The 16,721-nt window shown below is 47.3% G+C and carries 12 protein-coding genes; 5 read left to right on the plus strand and 7 right to left on the minus strand.

What is annotated here, in order from left to right; genetic code table 11:
• The 3 genes from ELAC_RS00005 to uvrB form a co-directional block, all read right to left on the minus strand.
• A partial coding sequence (locus ELAC_RS00005; RefSeq protein ID WP_143406385.1) for an ELWxxDGT repeat protein occupies nt 1–2,750 on the minus strand: 2,750 nt, incomplete at its 3' end.
• Between the two features lie 365 nt (nt 2,751–3,115).
• Nucleotides 3,116–4,441 (minus strand): efflux RND transporter periplasmic adaptor subunit, encoded by a 1,326-nt coding sequence (locus ELAC_RS00010; protein ID WP_098037225.1) that lies wholly within the window; start codon nt 4,439–4,441, stop codon nt 3,116–3,118.
• 232 nt (nt 4,442–4,673) lie between these two features.
• Nucleotides 4,674–6,698 (minus strand): excinuclease ABC subunit UvrB, encoded by a 2,025-nt coding sequence (gene uvrB, locus ELAC_RS00015; RefSeq protein ID WP_098037226.1) that lies wholly within the window; start codon nt 6,696–6,698, stop codon nt 4,674–4,676.
• A gap of 257 nt (nt 6,699–6,955) precedes the next feature.
• On the opposite strand from uvrB, the gene ELAC_RS00020 reads away from it, so the two are divergent.
• Nucleotides 6,956–8,302 (plus strand): MBL fold metallo-hydrolase, encoded by a 1,347-nt coding sequence (locus ELAC_RS00020; protein ID WP_158227759.1) that lies wholly within the window; start codon nt 6,956–6,958, stop codon nt 8,300–8,302.
• A gap of 35 nt (nt 8,303–8,337) precedes the next feature.
• On the opposite strand, the gene ELAC_RS00025 is transcribed toward ELAC_RS00020, so the two are convergent.
• The gene (locus ELAC_RS00025) at nt 8,338–9,060 is read right to left on the minus strand and encodes a LicD family protein (protein ID WP_098037228.1); all 723 of its coding nucleotides are present in this window, start codon (nt 9,058–9,060) and stop codon (nt 8,338–8,340) included.
• Between the two features lie 358 nt (nt 9,061–9,418).
• Here ELAC_RS00025 and ELAC_RS00030 point away from each other — a divergent pair, with 358 nt between their 5' ends.
• Both ELAC_RS00030 and ELAC_RS00035 read left to right on the plus strand, forming a co-directional pair.
• On the plus strand, nt 9,419–11,113 hold the full coding sequence (locus ELAC_RS00030) for a Na+/H+ antiporter NhaC family protein (RefSeq protein ID WP_098037229.1): 1,695 nt from the start codon (nt 9,419–9,421) through the stop codon (nt 11,111–11,113).
• Between the two features lie 132 nt (nt 11,114–11,245).
• Nucleotides 11,246–12,505, plus strand: a complete 1,260-nt coding sequence (locus tag ELAC_RS00035) for a hypothetical protein (protein WP_239414268.1) — start codon at nt 11,246–11,248, stop codon at nt 12,503–12,505.
• A 46-nt stretch (nt 12,506–12,551) separates the two neighbouring features.
• Here ELAC_RS00035 and ELAC_RS00040 read toward each other — a convergent pair whose 3' ends face one another.
• Nucleotides 12,552–13,370 carry an inositol monophosphatase family protein gene (locus ELAC_RS00040; RefSeq protein WP_098037230.1) on the minus strand — a complete coding sequence of 273 codons (819 nt, stop codon included), beginning with the start codon at nt 13,368–13,370 and terminating at the stop codon, nt 12,552–12,554.
• 324 nt (nt 13,371–13,694) lie between these two features.
• Between ELAC_RS00040 and tpx the strand changes: the two genes are divergently transcribed.
• Complete coding sequence (gene tpx, locus ELAC_RS00045) at nt 13,695–14,195, plus strand: thiol peroxidase (protein WP_098037231.1); 501 nt, start codon at nt 13,695–13,697, stop codon at nt 14,193–14,195.
• Here tpx and ELAC_RS00050 read toward each other — a convergent pair.
• Both ELAC_RS00050 and ELAC_RS00055 read right to left on the minus strand, forming a co-directional pair.
• A complete protein-coding gene (locus tag ELAC_RS00050; RefSeq protein ID WP_098037232.1) occupies nt 14,185–14,913 on the minus strand; it encodes an SET domain-containing protein in 729 nt (242 codons plus the stop codon). The genes tpx and ELAC_RS00050 overlap by 11 nt on opposite strands.
• Nucleotides 14,906–15,148, minus strand: a complete 243-nt coding sequence (locus ELAC_RS00055; protein WP_143406387.1) for a hypothetical protein — start codon at nt 15,146–15,148, stop codon at nt 14,906–14,908. The genes ELAC_RS00050 and ELAC_RS00055 overlap by 8 nt, the downstream gene beginning before the upstream one ends.
• 687 nt (nt 15,149–15,835) lie before the next feature.
• On the opposite strand from ELAC_RS00055, the gene ELAC_RS00060 reads away from it, so the two are divergent.
• A complete protein-coding gene (locus ELAC_RS00060) occupies nt 15,836–16,708 on the plus strand; it encodes a fructosamine kinase family protein (protein ID WP_098037234.1) in 873 nt (290 codons plus the stop codon).
• Nucleotides 16,709–16,721: the final 13 nt, after the last annotated feature.

A 16,721-nucleotide genomic window follows, 5' to 3' on the forward strand; every position in this document is an offset into this window, starting at 1 on the left:
GCTGTGCCGCTGAAGTTCGCTGAAGGAGAAAAAGTGAGTCCGTTCAGGGCAGCGTTGATATTGGCAGCCGTTCCCGTAAAGACCATATTTGAGCTGTTGGTACCGCTACCTGCAGTGAACGTCAAACCGTTCGTTTGACTTAACGACATAGTGCCATTGGCTGATGTCAAAGTAACCTGAAGGGTGCTTGAGCTTGCGTCTACATCACCTACAGAGATCTGATTGCCATTGGCGGCCGAGAAAGTCAGTAGAGAGTCTTCATTGACGGAAGCTGTCGCAGGAACCTGGTTGACGGGAGCGTCGTTGAAGGCTGAGACAGTGAAAGTCACAGTTGCCGTGTCAGTACCTCCGCTTTTGTTTTGTACTGTAAATGAAAAGCCATCCTGACCGCTAAAATTGGCATTCGGTGTGTATTTGAATGAACCATCGGCATTGACATACTCCAAGTTACCATGGGCAGGAGATGTATAGCTTAAGACTTTTGCTCCGCCATTGGGATCGACGATGTTAGTCAAAAGCCCTGTTTGAGCGGGAACAATCAGTGAATTGTCTTCCGATAGAGAATACGATTGATCTTTAGCATCGACACTTGCTGTCGTATCAAGACCCCATAACTCTTGCCCCGTGGAACCATCATCGGCACTGAAATAGAGTTTGGTTCCGGAAACAGTTAAATTAGTGGGTGCTGATCCTGTCGTGTCTGCACGAATATCTTTAACCAGAACCGTTCCCGAGCTTGTACCGTCTGTCACCCACACTTCCGTGCCTTTATCGGTTGTGGTGGCTGTAAAATAGATCTTCCCGTTGAAAGCTGTCAGCTGCTGAGGTGATGACCCTGAGCTTCCAGTTTCAATCTCAGCAATTTGCTCTGTTCCCGCTGTCGTGCCATCGCTTTTCCACAGTTCGACATTACCTGTCGAGGAAGCGGCCGCAAAATAGAGCGTGTTGTTTAAAACAGTCAAACCAGAAGGAGAGGAAGAACCTGTTCCGGAAGAAATATCTTTCACAATGACAGTCCCTGCGGCCGTTCCGTCGCTCTTCCAGAGCTCGCTTCCCTGAGTCGATGTGGTGGCGGCAAAGTAGAGGTTGCCATTCATCACAACGGGTTTCGTCATCGAAGAGCCGTCTTTTCCGGAAAAGATATCTTTGACAAGAGTCGTCCCGACAGCCGTTCCGTCACTCTTCCAGAGCTCAGGGCCGCTTGAGCCATCATCGGCGGTAAAGTAAAGAGTACCATTCAGATTGATCAGGTTGGTTGGATCAGATGAAACGCCACCGTTGCGGATCTCCTTTACCAGTTTAGTTCCCCCTGCTGTACCATCAGTCACCCACAGCTCAGTACCGGAAGCGCCTGTCGTCGCGGCAAAGAAAACCTTCCCCCCCGCTTCAGTAAACTGCGTGGGGTTGCTGGAAGGCGATCCGTTGCGCACATCAGCAATCATATATGTACCGGAGGAAGTGCCATCGCTGCGCCACACTTCCGTTCCATTCGAGGGATCGGAGGCGCTGAAGTACAAAATGCCGCTAATGTTTGTTAAGCCGGTGGGGTTAGAGCTCCCGTTAGTTGTATAGATATTTTTAACAAGAGTAGTCCCTGCAGCTGTTCCGTCGCTCTTCCAGAGCTCAACGCCATTTGATCCATCATCCGCTGTAAAGAATAACGTTCCGTTGACATTAGTGAGGTTTCCGGGAGATGATGATAGAGTTCCTGGGTTAATATCTTTCACCAAGACAGTTCCTGCCGCACTTCCATCACTTTTCCAAAGCTCCAGACCATTGGTGGAAGTGGTCGCCGTAAAGTAAAGCGTTCCATTCACGTCGACAAAATTGGCAGGAGAGGAGGCACCCGATGCGTTAATATCGGCAATTTGATAGGCGGTATTATCCAGAACCTGATTCCAAGCGCTCAAGCGCTCCGTATTGAAATAGGTCTTTGCAACATCGACCCCACCCTTTTCAAGAACCCAGTCTCCACCGGCGGCTTCGCTCCCTGTCAAGTTATTGGATGCCGCCACTTTGATGTCGGAGCCATCGTCATCGTGGTCCACCACCTGATCGATCTGTGCGATCAGTTGCAAGCCCTTGTCGGTTGAAACTAAGTTGCAGGCCAAGATGTCGACACGGCCATCATCCTTGACCATGTTCCCAACTTCATTCCAAAACTTCTGCAACCCGGTATCATTTTCAATGGTTTCAGCCGAAACCACCTTGCCTTGCGTCAGGTGGAAACCATCCGCTTCGCCAAATCCGGCAAAGGCAATGCTGTCGGCCTGCTCGCCATCCAACGTTTGTGCAATTTTTGCAGTTAACATCTCGGTAGTGGTCGTCGAAGCGTCATAATAAACGATCTTGACCCCGTTAAGTGCCGCTTGCGATAGTGTTGTGGCATCTCGAATTTCTGACGAAACAACAAGCACCCTAATTCCGTCTGCTTGGTTTTGAATAGGATCTATGGTCTGCGCGAGCGACAAACCGTCTGTTTCATGGTCGCTTTCATCTTGACCAGCCTGCTGTTTGTGACTTCCAATGTTAGAATCTTTTGCCGCTTGATTACTATCGGTTTGCTTGGCATCCGATGATTTTTCACTGCTTTGATGCTGGGCGCTGGCAGGGTCATTTGAACCGGTGGAGCTGCTGCTTTCTACTTGCTGAACAAAATCAACCATAGCGGCGGCATCGAATAAAATCCTCTCATCCAATGGGATAATTCTAAACTGCTTCATGGGTTCGTTCTTTGGCTCGTCTTTCATAAAAATAGCTCACAGCTAGCTGGTGAATGAAAACGGGAAAACAAAAGACTCATACGCGAGACTGCTCTAAAACTGATACTTTATGATTTTCCCGCTGAATTAGCTCACAGGCAATTTCAGCAGCAAAGTGCATATTGGAGTTTTAGTATAGGCTCTAAGTCCTCTCTCTCCCCTCTTTTCACGGTAAACCATCCTGATTAAATTTGAAAATTTAACTTTACAGGCGGTTAACAAAGGGATCTCGTCAATAAATCGACATGTATCTCCACAAACCCAACACCAACTCATCTGACAAATATAGAAAGACTTAGAAACTAACCACAATTCTCAAACTGTGATTGAAACCGTGAGAAATCGGCCTAAATTCAAAAACTGAACACTGACCGTAAAAAGGCCCAGGGACGGCGTGCAAGCCAATAGAAAACAGAAACGCGAGGCCCATAAAGAGTTGCGCTCCCCTTAAGCCCGAGCTGTTCATGTTCAGGAGATTTTACCCACTCAGCTTCAGCAACGAAGCTGGGAATGGAATGATCATCCAGCACGGACTCGGATGAAAGAAAGGAAAGTTGGGCCCTGTATGTCTTTTCAGGGGATATGTTGAGGAGAATTTTGATATCTTTTTCGGGATCAATAAAAACATTGTCCCCTTCCGGAATCCAAATTTTGACCATCGATTTTTTAGGATCGGTGATCGTCAATACCTTCTCCCCTATTTTGACAGGGTTGCCGCGCCATTTATCGGGGTCGTCAATCTGGACGATGCCATCCTCGGGAGCCCTAACATCCAACTCTTGGACTCTGTGTTCCGCCAAGTCCAAATAACTCTGAGCCTTATTAAGCCGATGCTTAAGAACCGCAAGCTGCTCTTGCTGCTCTTGGTCTTCAAGGCCAAGAATGTAGGACCTTTCCAGCTGAGCCTTTAGGACACGCACCTCTTCTTCCGCGGCCTTAAGCTCTTGTAAAGTCTCTTTACTGTCGTAGCTAAAAAGAATATCTCCTTTCCTGACTACTTTTCCGGGATCAGCCGTCACATTTTCGATGATGCCATCCAACGGAGCCGCAATCACATAAGGATCTTTGGCAATCACTTCACAAGGTGCAGAAATGGGTAAGTCGATAGGAATGATAAATACGATCAAAGCAGCAGCAGTGACAATCACGGCTGTTTTTCTTGTCAGAAGAGCTTTCCAGTGAAATTGTGAATTAAAGCGATCCCATGCCGTGGCATAGTTCTTCATCAAAAATCCAATGATGACCTGCTCATCTTCCAGCCACTCTTGCTTTCTCCAGCGCTCTAAGAGAAGCCCTAAATTAGCCTCGCCCTGAATCGGGATCGGAAGCCACAACAAACTAGGCCGCTCGGGAGACGGCTCCCCCTTTACCATCCCAAATACTTTGGTCTCTTTTTTATTATCGAATGTCGACAGCTCATTTTTAAGATATTGAAACTGTTCAGCATCGGGATTGAATTGGGAAGTGCCTGAAACACCTACAAGCTCGGCATCTCCATCAATTTTCCAAAGTGTCGCCCGCTGATATTGAATAATGCGGATTGTCTCATTTAGAATCAGGAAAATTAGCTGTTGCCTCGTCTTGGAAGTGTTTGCCGAGTAAGAAAGCCTGTTGATTGTCGCAAGCAGATGGACAGCTTTCCAGCTGGCGGCATCTTGTGATTTTCCTTCTTCGGGCATAGTACTCCAACGAACCGTTTTCGAGTTTTTACCGAACGCATCTCAAAATTTATTTTTCAACTCAGGGAAAAACAAATTTTGAGACGCCTTCGGTATACCACTAAAGAGCGGAGAATTCAAATGGATACCGAGGCGAACTTAAAAATTTGAAACAATGAGGGCGCTTCGGTGAAAAGGTCTTGATCGCATGATTTTTATACAAAACATTTTACGAGATCTCACAAGAAGGGGTTCAATCTTCATCATGCCCCATGCGCATCTCAATGTTTGTCCATTTACGCATTAAGTCGCGCCACTTCGCTGCCTCCTCATATTCCATCGCCTGTGCAGCTTTTTTCATTTTCGATTCATATTCTTTAACTCGTTCGCGTACACTGTCAGCATCTAACGAAACAGAAGACTCCTCCTCTTCTTTTGCCTTCTTGCGCCCTTTGGGAGACTTCTTACTATCTTCAGTCACAGACTCATACTCTTCCACGAGAGCATTGATGCTTCTGAACACCGTTTTAGGAGTGATCCCATGCTCCTTGTTGTATTTATCTTGTATCTCTCGTCTCGTTTTTGTGATCAGAAGGGCCCTTTTAATGGATGCGGTCTCTTTGTCGGCATACATGACGACCTTTCCCTCGCTATTGCGCGCCGCCCTGCCGCATGTCTGGATGAGAGCCGTCTCGCTTCTTAAAAAGCCCTCCTTATCAGCGTCCAGGATAGCAACAAGCGATACCTCTGGAATATCAAGACCTTCTCTCAGCAGGTTAATACCAACAAGTACATCAAATTTTCCAAGACGAAGCTCATGAATAATTTGCATTCTCTCTAAAGTATCGATATCGGAATGCAGATACTTCGCTTTAATGCCCAGGTCGTTCAGATAACCGGTCAACTCTTCGGCGAGGCGCTTAGTCAACGTTGTCACCAAGACCCGGGCGCCCTTTTCCGTCCTCTCTTTGATCAGCTCAAGACAGTCGTCTACCTGCGATGAAGCGGGTTTAATCTCAACAACAGGATCCAGAAGTCCTGTGGGACGGATAATCTGCTCGACAACGACGCCATTTGATTCGCGAATTTCCCATGGGGAGGGGGTTGCGGAAACATAAATTACCTGGTTAAAGCGGTCGTAGCTCTCTTCAAACTTCAATGGACGGTTATCATAGGCCGAAGGAAGACGGAACCCGAAGTCGACAAGGGCCTTTTTCCGCGCCTTATCGCCATTGTACATTGCGTGCAGCTGGGGTATGGTCTGATGAGATTCATCGACAAAGAGAAGATAGTCTTTAGGAAAGTAATCAATCAGGCAGCTGGGAGGATCCCCGGGATTTCTTCTTGCGAAATGGCGGGAGTAATTTTCGATTCCCTTGCAAAATCCCACTTCTTTGATCATCTCCAGGTCGTAGCGTGTCCGCTCAAGTATGCGCTGCGCTTCAATGTAACGCTTTTCGCTCTCAAAAAAAGCAACCCTCTCTTCCAGTTCTTTTTTAATCGCTTCGATCGCAGTCAGTCTCACCTCCTCGGGAGTGACGTGGTGGGAACCGGGATAGATTGTGATGGATTCAAGGGCAGCTCCCTTTCGACCCGTCAAAGGGTCAAGTCCGACAATTTTATCGATTTCATCCCCGAAAAACTCGACCCTAAAGGCTTTGTCTTCTTCGTAGGCAGGAAAGATGTCGAGCACATCACCGCGCACACGAAATGTTCCACGGGAAAAGTCGAAGTCATTGCGCTTATACTGCATCTCGACCAGATGCAAGAGAACGTCGTCTCTTCTTCTCTCTTCCCCTTTTGTGATCCTAAGATTCATCCCCCGGTAATACTCCGGAGAACCCAAGCCATAAATGCAAGAAACCGATGCGATGATAACTACATCATCTCTCTCAAGGAGGGAGCGGGTCGCTGAGAGGCGCATCCTGTCGATCTGATCGTTGATCGCCATGTCCTTTTCGATATAAGTATCGGTCCTGGGGATGTACGCTTCCGGCTGATAGTAGTCGTAATAAGAGACAAAATACTCTACGGCGTTGTTTGGAAAAAAAGCCTTAAATTCCTGATAGAGCTGGGCCGCGAGCGTCTTGTTATGCGCCAACACTAATGCGGGGCGCTTGATCTCGGCGATGATATTGGCCATGGTGAACGTTTTTCCGGATCCAGTCACTCCCAAAAGCACCTGGGAGCGCTTCCCCTCCTTGACTCCTTTGCTGAGCTCCTCGATAGCCCTAGGTTGATCCCCTTTGGGTGAATAGTCGGATTTCAGATGGAACATAAAGCCCTCTCGTCTAAGACAGTTTTAATAGGGAAAGTACACCGAAAGTGTCTCAACACAAGAGATTTTAGCTTTGCGAAACTTTTGCAATCGACAGGACATAAGCCACTTAATGTTCAGCTACTTATAACCTGTTAACCTTAAAACCTTTCTCTTTGCTAAAAAGAAATTTTGAGGCACTTTCGGTATATCTCTTTACCGTCAAAATCAGGATGAATATCCTGCGAATGTGGCTTAAAAACAAGGAGGCTGCCGCAATGTTTTTTTATAAGCGCTTCATTCCCGGTCTTGCCATTTTAAGCTATATGATCGGAGATGAGAAGTCAAAAGAGTGTGCTGTCATCGACCCTGTGCGGGACGTCGAAGAATATCTCAATGTTGCCAAAGCCAACGGCTACACCATCAAATATATACTTGAAACACACGTGCATGCCGATTTCGTCTCAGGATCAAAAGATCTCAAGGACAAACTGCATGGAAAGCCCCTGATTTACTGTTCGGCCCTGGGTGGCAAAGAGTGGCTTCCCTCCTATTGCGACCACGCCGTGGAAGACGGCGATACTATTGTCTTTGGCAACCTGCAGCTGACAGCCATGCACACCCCGGGACATACGCCCGAGCATATTGTCTGGCTGGCCTACGACCTTGCCCGCTCCAAAGAGACGCCCTGGTTTGTCTTCACAGGAGACCTTCTCTTTGTAGGAGATGTGGGCCGTCCGGATCTGCTCGGAAAGGAAAAACTTGAGAAGCTGGAAGACGACCTCTACTTATCGCTCTTTGACAAATTGAAGCCTTTGCCCGATTTTGTGGAAATTTTTCCAGGGCACGGCCAAGGATCTCTTTGTGGTAAATCGCTCGGATCCCGGGACAGTTCCACTTTAGGATTTGAAAGACAGTTTAATCCCGCCCTTCGTTTCCAAGAAAAAAAGGCCTGGACCCTGAAGCTGATGGAAAACATGCCCAAAGCTCCCTCCTATTTTTCCAGAATGAAAAAAGCTAATGTCAAAGGAAGTAAACCTTTAAGTGATGTTTTACAGGGGCTGAAGCTGATCAAAAAAGAAGCGGATGAGATCGTGTGGATCGATACAAGACCATCCACGCTGTTTTTAAAGGATCATCAGCCCGGAACCCTCTGGCTGCCACGAAACCCCAAATTTGCCCCTTGGGCCTCGTATATTTTACCCTATGACAAACCGCTGGGAATCATCGCGACAACAGCGGAAGAGGCCAGGCAGGCAGCAGTTGAGTTGGCAAGAGTTGGCCTCGACACTATTGTCGGATACACCCTTGATCCGGTCAATGGCGGCTTGAGTGAAATTGAATATATTGCGCCCCCCACCCTCAAAACGGCCCTTAAACAAGGGGAAGAAGTGTCTGTTATCGATGTGCGCGAACCCTCAGAATGGGCTCAAGGGCACATTGAAGGCGCTGTACCTGTCCCTTTAGCGGAACTTAGCAGTAAAAATTTTTCCTCGGAAGGCAATTCCAAACTGGTTTTTGTCTGTGCATCAGGGACGCGGGCACTCATTGCCGCCTCTTATTTTGATGCCCAAGGATTAAAAAACGTGCGTGTGCTCGAGGGTGGCATGAGCGCCTGGAATTAAGAGTTTCATCAATAACCCCGCCGGGGTCAGCTCCGCTACCGCCTAAAATTGACGATGGGAACAGGAATCTTGCTGAGCCGCCTCTCTTCAGCGTGATCATAATCTTTATAAGCTGTCGTATTCCAGTTTCCGTCGTAGACACGATTCAAATAATCAATCCACTGGTCCGGGGCGGGGATACTCCCCTCTCCGAAGGGAAGCCGCTTTAGATGCTTCACATCTTCTGCGTAAAACCACTCATTTTTAAAGCCTTCCTTTAAACGATCGACAGCATAGACCACCCGATTTCCCTCAATCTTCATCAAAAAAAGATCGACCCACGGAAACTTCCATTTGTATGACTCACCGGGATGCTCAGGGTCTGGAATGACTTTACCGTCCATATAATAGATTTTTACGCCACCGCCGAATTCGGTGATGTCATACCCTTGCTGATTTAATGTCTCCCGCAAATCGTACACCCTGGGTAGGTCTTCCTCCATAATGCCAATATCGAGGTCATCATCCCACGGAATGACACCCCCGTGGCGGACAGCGCCAAGCAAAGTTCCGGCGATCGCAAAATAGGGAATCGCTTTTTGCTGAAAAAGACCATCGACGTACTGATGCAATGTGTAAATACGCCCGATCTCCTCCCTGGGAGTGCGCAGTAGATCTTCACTTGTTAATTTAGGATATGAAGTTTGCGTTTTGAGTATAAACGCTGCAATGAAACAACCGAAGGCAGCGACAAAAAGAAAAATAGAGCGGCGGGACATAAAAACCTTTAAAATTTAAATATTTCTTACGACTTTGGTTTAAATCTTAATTTTTTCTTCATACAAATATCATATAATATTTTTAAAACAAATGATTTTTTAGACATAGCTGTATTTCGGTACCGAGAAGGCGGATAGGGGGAATGCAGCGCAAAATTTGGCACTGCAACTCTGAGAAAGCCGCAGGATTGAAAGATCACAACTAGAGAATGCTATCTCTTTGCCAAGAACCAAATTTTGAGACACTTTGAGTCTAACCGCTCAGACCAGATGAGGATTCTTGCCTTGAAGAGTTTTAGTGTGATAAAATAACCCGGTACTCTGATTTTTAATATAAAAAACATAGGTCTTTTACTGCATGTCCTGGCTTTCGCTCATTCCACCGCTCGCTGTTTTTATTGTCGGCATCTGGACAAAAAAGATCCGTCTTGCCCTTTTTTTGGGAGTTTTTCTGGCTGCTACCATCGCCTCTGATTTCTCGCTGATCAAAGGACTGGGGCTGGCATTAACGCGAATCTTTGACAATGCCCAGCTAGCTTCTGTCGCCTCACTTTCTTCATTTTTCAAGGCAAGCAACCTGCTGATCATGCTTTTTGTCTTGGCACTGGGGATACTAATTGAAATGATCCGCTCCTCCAGGGCTGCAAATGCCTTTGTCCACTTCACAGAATCGAGAATCAAAGACCAGAAAGCCGCCGAGACAAGCTCACTGATTCTCTCCCATATTCTCTGCATCGACGACTACTTGAGCAGTTTAACCGTTGGCTCTGTCGTACGACCGATCACCGACAGATTCCGCATATCGCGTATCAAGCTGGCCTTTCTGACAGACTCCATGGCAGCGCCCATTACGATGCTGACACCTGTCTCAAGCTGGGCTGCGGCCATCATCGGCTTTTTGAACGATAACGGCGTCAGCAATGTCCTCACCGAAAATACGCTCGTTCTGGCAAGCCCTTATTCCCTTTACCTGAAAATTCTACCCTACATTTTCTACTCGGCAACTCTGATCGCCACGGTGTGGATCATCGTCCGCTTCCGCATCAGCTTCGGCCTGATCGAAAGACACGACCACATCGCCAAAACAACCGGAAACCTGCTGGGCGGCAAAACTATTGACTTTGCCAACCACCAAGAAAAATCCAGCGGATCGAGAGAAGCGACGGTTACCGATTTCTTTCTTCCTATCGGCTCCCTGCTCGCCTTCACCCTCACTTTTCTTCTCTATTTCGGCGGGTTTTGGCTATTTGGAGGCGATAGCGGCTTTTTTGCCTCCATGCGGCAAGCCCCCATTTCCTTGGTGCTGTTCCTCGCGGGACTAAGTTCCATCCTCGCTTCTTCAGCCTACTATGTGGCAACCCATAAGTTTTTCATCGGTGAACTGCTGCATGTTTTCAAAAACGGCATCAAACTCATGTTCCCGGTCACTATTATCCTGGTCTTAGCATGGACCATGGGAGGACTCCTCCGTCAGGATCTTCAAACCGGCCAGTGGATCGCTTCGCTCATCGCCGATGCAGTTCCTCTGCAATGGCTCCCCCTGATTCTCTTCTGGAACGCAGCGTTGATCTCCTTGTCCCTTGGCAGCTCGTGGGCAACCTCCGCGATTCTTTTTCCGATCGCCATTCCGATGGTGATGTCGATGAAGCACTTAGACGGGGCTATCACCCTCGAACAGCTTCCCATCTTGCTTCCGGTATTCGGAGCCATCTTATCCGGAGCTGTCTGCGGTGATCACATATCCCTTATTTCCGACACCACGATCATGGCCACATCGTCTTCTGGATGCGACTTGGTCGATCACGTTAAATCACAGGCAGCTTACGCCGCTCCTGTCATCTTCGGCAGCTCAGTTGGCTACGCGACGGCGGGATACTACATCGACGATATCGCTTCTTGGCCCTACTTGGCCTTAGCTGCGGGATTGTCGCTTGCCTCCAGCACAGCGATGCTTATAACCATGAGAGCCCTCTGGAAACGCGATCCTGGATTCGACCAAAAGACGGAAGAACCCGCGGCAGTAAGAGACTGCCCACAAACTGAAATCGTATGATTCGTTTGCCCTAAAAACGGTCGAGATCCAATTTAAAAAATTCCCGTTCTTTAAGTTGACTCCAAAGCCAAATGCCGTTTACTTAAAATCTCCGGGGTTGATATTTATCAATAAATTTTCTCCGGGAATTCCATGCTTCTATCTGCCCGATGGCCGGCCATCTTCAAGCAATATTTTCGCACCCGCGGTTTTCTTACGAAAACCTCCATACTCTGTTTATTGTTTCAAACTCTGCATGCTTACGAACCCTACCATGCGAAGGTCGCGGCAAACAGCACAGTCGTCAACATATCTGCGCCCAATTTAGTCGATCTGAACAGGGAGCTGAAAGCAGCTTCTCTAGCCGAAATCATCCCGGGATACACACCCACTACTGCCATTGCATTTGGAATTGACTTAAGGGGGCTAAAAGCCATCACATTTTTCCCCGCCAACTCCACAACCCTTTTTGTGGAAATCCCGGATGCTGCAATCACAGAGACATTTACAGGGGCTACACGGGACGAGAGCCTGACGCTTTTCAAAGAATTCATAAAAGAAGGGGCCTCTCTTGAAAAACTCCTAAGGGCATACTGCAGACACTCTCCTATCGATCCGATCGCAGGCAACCCGACAAGTTTGATGTCCTTGATGGCAGAATCAGATTACCTTCTGGGGCAGCTCTCTCCTTTCAACGGCTGCGACTGCCGCTTTAACACCCAGCCGGTCAGGCATCAATTTCAGGCTGGACTGGATCTGTCGCGGGCAACAGTAAAAAAATTCGACAGCACCCAGCTTACCTTCCCTCTTCGTTATTCATACAGCCCCTGCAACACTTGGGCCTTCATTGTTGATGCTCCTTTGCAATACATCCGCAATGGAGGAGCCTCCTCCCTTGTTGGATCCTTGGGGATAGGCTGGCGCCTTCCCCTCACTTCAAACTGGTCGCTCACGTCAATTGCGAGAGTAGGCAGCGGGGGCTCTCTTGATCTTTGCACATCGGGCAGCTTTGTATCGGTAGGGGCAGTCAGCTCCTCCCACTACAAAATCAGCCATTTCGTGCTCTCCATAAATAACTACGCAGGCTATGTTTCTTCAGCCAACCTGTGGCTCACAGGTGTCAACTTCAACTACCACCTGCACAATGTTGCAATCAAAAATGGCATTTCCATTTTTTCCTGCAACGGACTGATGCTGTGCGACAGAGCTTTCCACATCGGAGCTGAGATCAAAGACACCTATTTCGCGGGAAGCAAGCTATTTATCCGGCACTACGATGAATTTGCCTTAAATGTCACCACCACACACATTAACAGATGCCTGGCCTTTGACTGCCTGACAACGCAGCTGGCCTACCAGTTTGGCGAAAAAGGTTTCAAAGGATACCGCCTTAACTTCATATACCAGTTTTAAGGCAGGCTCTTGCAGATAAGCCCTGAATCGGTCGAGAGAATAGCGGTCAAAAGACAAAGGGTGTGTGTTTTTTCCGAATGGCGATGAGGTTGCGGCTCATCTGCTCGTGGACTAGTCCATTGGAAGCTAAAATTCGTCCAGACTCCATCTCGAGATCGCTATTTTCATACGAGGTGACCATCCCACCCGCTTCCTTGACAAGCAAGATTCCCGCAGCAATGTCCCAAATCTTCAAGCCCCTTTCCCAAAAGCCGTCGTAGCGTCCTGAGGCCAAAAAAGCGAGATCCAAAGCCGCCGAACCCATTCTCCGAACACCTTGGGTAATCGATGTCATGTAGCAAAATTCCAGGTAGTTGTTGTCGGGAGTGTCTCGTCGATCATAGGCGAATCCAGTCGCTAAAAGACTTTTATCCAGCGTGGCCACTTTGGACACACCGATACGTGATCCGTTGAGATATGCTCCCTCTCCTTGGATTGCTTTGAACATTTCATCCATGAAGGGATTGTAGACGATCCCAACAACGGGCTGCCCTTTAAAGAGAAGAGCGATAGATACGGCCACAAGGGGCATTTTATGGGTATAGTTGGTCGTTCCATCCAGAGGATCGACAGCCCATAAAAAATCGCCTTGGTCATGTCCACTTAAACCCGACTCCTCAGAAACAATCCGGTGGTGAGGGAAAGCGTTCCGAATTTCACTTAATACGACCGCTTCAGAATCGTGATCCGCCTCCGTCACGAGGTCCCCGCTGGAACTTTTCTCCCGGACATTGACCAGATTTCCCCACCACTTTTTAAGGACCGCCCCCCCCTTGAGTGCAGCCGTCTCGGCAACCTCGTAAAATTTCTGATAATCTTTTTGCATGAGATAAAACTTATTTGTTGCCTTGTTTGCGCAGGGTACCCGCCAAAAACACACCCTTTCGAGATCTGAAGTTTTTCAGCAAAGCTCACTGCCCTTGATTTATACCGAAATGAATTCAAAATTTGGAGAGCCTTGTCGAACTTTTCTCCTTATCTCAGTTCAAATAAAATTTAACAAGCTCAAAATAAATAATTTGAGTATTTCAAAGAGCCTCGATAATGTGCGGAAAATCCAAACACGTTATATATCGGTATGAAGATTTTTTTTCTTCATTGAAAGCCTCAGAGGCCGTACTAAAACTGAAATCTATACAAAAGGGAAGCTATGACTACAGTCAATTTCAAAGGACAACCTGTTAAAACAATCGGTAAGCTTCCTGAAGTGGGTTCTAAAGCGCCGGACTTCACTCTAGTCGCTCAAGACTTGTCTGAAATAAACCTGGGAAGCTTCGGTAGTAAGAAAAAGATCATCAACATCGTTCCCAGCTTAGACACGGGAGTTTGTGCGACATCAGCCAAAAAATTCCAGGAGGCCGTCCGAAGAGAACCTGACGCAGTGCTGATCTCTGTTTCCATGGATCTTCCCTTTGCCCAATCCCGCTTTTGCAAAAGCGAGTCGGTCGATCAAAAACAGGTTCTTTCCTGCTTCAGAAGCACTTTCCCTAAAGATTATGGCGTTCAACTTATCGAAGGACCCCTTAAAGGGCTCTGCAGCCGGGCTGTTGTCGTTTTGGATCATGACAACAAAGTGATCTATGTCCAGCAAGTTCCTGAAATCACTCAAGAACCGGACTACGATAGTGTCATGAAAAGCATCACGAAATAAAATCCTCTAAGGGACAACCATAGTCAAATGTCAATTCACTTCCTTTGGGAATATCTTCTTTTGCCCTAATTAGCACGTGAAAGAGATGGTGGTTGATGCTGACAACTGATTCGCAGTTGGGGGTCTGGCTATGGTTGATGAAACTGATCTCGTTGGTAAACCCTTCAGCATCGATCGTATACGAGCCAAAAAGCAGACGATATAACGGGTAGCGAAAACTGTAGCGGTTAGGCAGAAAAAAGAGGGGAAAACAGCGTCTGACAAGGCCCGTGTACTCTCCTACCATCTCTCCTTTCGGGATCTCTTCCTCCGCAAAAAGTCCAAAGCCCATCCGATCGCCGATCCAGCGTATGGAGACTTGCTTAACCCCTCCCGTATCTATTTGATTGCGGAACACAACACCCAGCCACTCCGCCCTCTTGCTGATCGCTCCTTTATCGAAAGCCTCTTTACAAAGCTCCCTGACAAGCCGATACACCTTTTTGGAAGGAAACGCAAGATGGTGGGCATAGGTCACGCCCATCAGCTTCTCAAAAGCTTCAACTGAGTAGGGCTGCGGGGCAAGATCCTCTTTAAACTGGATGAAGACCTGGTGACCAGATGCATCTCGGTCATACGGAAGCGGCTCAAAGTAGAGGCGTTCACCGGGGTGTCTGCTCCCAATGGCACCGCAAAAAGAGTGAAAGACCTCTTTCAGCCGGTTTAAAAGGTCACTCATTATCTTCTTTATTCAAAGAAACATCTTTAGCAGGGCTCTCTTCAATAAACTCGACGGCACCTGAAGTGGTCTTGCCTTCGGCCTTCTGTTCTTCTAAATAATCTTCGTAATATTCATGCTTGGGAGGAGGCAATTTTTTATTCTCTTCCCTAATCACTTCGCACTTATAGCAAACCCCTGTGAGAGGTGCAGAAACGGCAAAAACTGCCAGCATACTGAAAAGAAATTTTGTCATCACAAACCTTGCTTTCGAAAAACTCTCCGGTGAGAGGAGCCCCATACGAAGGGTACCTGTGTCGACCGGCAGCACTTATACCGAAAGTCTCTCCAAATCCAAAATTTTGAGAGACTTTCGGTATAAACCCTGATGTTATCCCATTTCAGGTATTTCGATAAACAGAGGGTTCGAAAGGTGATTTCCTGCTACCTCCGTGTCCGGATTCCGGCGAGAAACGTATGAACCAATAAAATATTTTCGTCTTGAATCCGGGGTTTTCTAATCGTTTTTGACTGTGGCTTAACCTTTAACATCTTCCGCCATTCATCCCCTTTGCCAAACCCGCATATAGAATTTATTTTGAAAATTCGCTTTTTTAAACGCTATGCGTTATAAATAAATATATACAGTGCTTAGGTCCACCTACCGTAGCGTGCGTTTCAGCCTTCATTGAATAAATGATCCTAAATAAATTACGAGACTGTCCACAAACTGACATCGTCTGATTTGTTTGCCGAATTTGGTTATGAGCTTCGGAAAAAATTTCACCACATTGGATTAATAAGCTGAATTTTTTTTCGAAGCTCATGACCCTATGGAACAGCAAAGCATACTGAATATCAAAAGCTATCTCTATAGAGGACAGGCCTTAGAAATAACCGGATAAAGAACAGATTTTCATCCCATTAACCGGAAAAGAGACACATGATTACTCAGGCTATTCTAAAGGCTCTCAGGAAAAAGATCGGATGCGCTTCGATCGGCGATCCTGTCGTCTTCGGAAAAAACGTTCTGAATCAGTGCTTTCAATACGAAACCGATAAAGGGCGCTTTTTTGTTAAAGTCTCCTCTTCCGGCGATATCGATGCGATAGCTGCGGAAGCTAAGGCTTTGGAGATGATTGACGAGAGCGGTACGTTAAGATCCCCCCGTCCGCAGTATTTCGGCTATTACGAAAACCAGGTGTTCCTCATCATGGAATATCTTGAACTGTTACCGCACACCCCTGAATCGATTGAGCTCCTGGGAAGAAATTTAGCTCTCATGCATCAGCAAAAAACGCATGAGGTTTTTGGCTTTCCCCTGGATAACTTACTGGGTGCCACTGTCCAACCGAACAGCTTCAACAACTCCTGGACTGCATTTTTCGTTGAGAAAAGGCTCCGCTATCAACTGAAGATCAACGAAGATAAATATGGCGATAAAGAATTGCGGTCCCTGGGTGAAAAAGCGGTAGAAAGCGTAGAGACCATTCTTTCAAAGATCGAGGCCACCGCCTGCTTGCTTCATGGAGATTTGTGGAGCGGCAATACTGCGAGAGATACGGAAGGGATGCCGGTCGTTTTCGACCCTGCTTCTTACTATGGCCACAGCGAGGCGGATCTCTCGATCACTACCATGTTTGGTGGATTCCCTCCTCGTTTTTACGAAGCCTACCACGAGATCATCCCGAAAGAGTCCGGGTTTGAGGAGAGGCAAAGGATCTACCGCCTCTACCACACCCTAAACCACTACTACCAATTCGGTGACTCATACCGCGGTGAGTGTATCAATTTAATCAAAGCAATCCACGCATAAGAGGCTGCCCTGA

The sequence above is a fragment of the Estrella lausannensis genome (assembly GCF_900000175.1).
Lineage (GTDB): Bacteria > Chlamydiota > Chlamydiia > Chlamydiales > Criblamydiaceae > Estrella > Estrella lausannensis.

What these genes read in the sequence shown, in the direction of transcription:
- ELAC_RS00010 (WP_098037225.1), bottom strand. Translation starts at nt 4,441, where the DNA reads ATGCCCGAAGAAGGAAAATCACAAGATGCCGCCAGCTGGAAAGCTGTC.
- uvrB (WP_098037226.1), bottom strand. Translation starts at nt 6,698, where the DNA reads ATGTTCCATCTGAAATCCGACTATTCACCCAAAGGGGATCAACCTAGG.
- ELAC_RS00020 (WP_158227759.1), top strand. Translation starts at nt 6,956, where the DNA reads ATGTTTTTTTATAAGCGCTTCATTCCCGGTCTTGCCATTTTAAGCTAT.
- ELAC_RS00025 (WP_098037228.1), bottom strand. Translation starts at nt 9,060, where the DNA reads ATGTCCCGCCGCTCTATTTTTCTTTTTGTCGCTGCCTTCGGTTGTTTC.
- ELAC_RS00030 (WP_098037229.1), top strand. Translation starts at nt 9,419, where the DNA reads ATGTCCTGGCTTTCGCTCATTCCACCGCTCGCTGTTTTTATTGTCGGC.
- ELAC_RS00035 (WP_239414268.1), top strand. Translation starts at nt 11,246, where the DNA reads ATGCTTCTATCTGCCCGATGGCCGGCCATCTTCAAGCAATATTTTCGC.
- ELAC_RS00040 (WP_098037230.1), bottom strand. Translation starts at nt 13,370, where the DNA reads ATGCAAAAAGATTATCAGAAATTTTACGAGGTTGCCGAGACGGCTGCA.
- tpx (WP_098037231.1), top strand. Translation starts at nt 13,695, where the DNA reads ATGACTACAGTCAATTTCAAAGGACAACCTGTTAAAACAATCGGTAAG.
- ELAC_RS00050 (WP_098037232.1), bottom strand. Translation starts at nt 14,913, where the DNA reads ATGAGTGACCTTTTAAACCGGCTGAAAGAGGTCTTTCACTCTTTTTGC.
- ELAC_RS00055 (WP_143406387.1), bottom strand. Translation starts at nt 15,148, where the DNA reads ATGACAAAATTTCTTTTCAGTATGCTGGCAGTTTTTGCCGTTTCTGCA.
- ELAC_RS00060 (WP_098037234.1), top strand. Translation starts at nt 15,836, where the DNA reads ATGATTACTCAGGCTATTCTAAAGGCTCTCAGGAAAAAGATCGGATGC.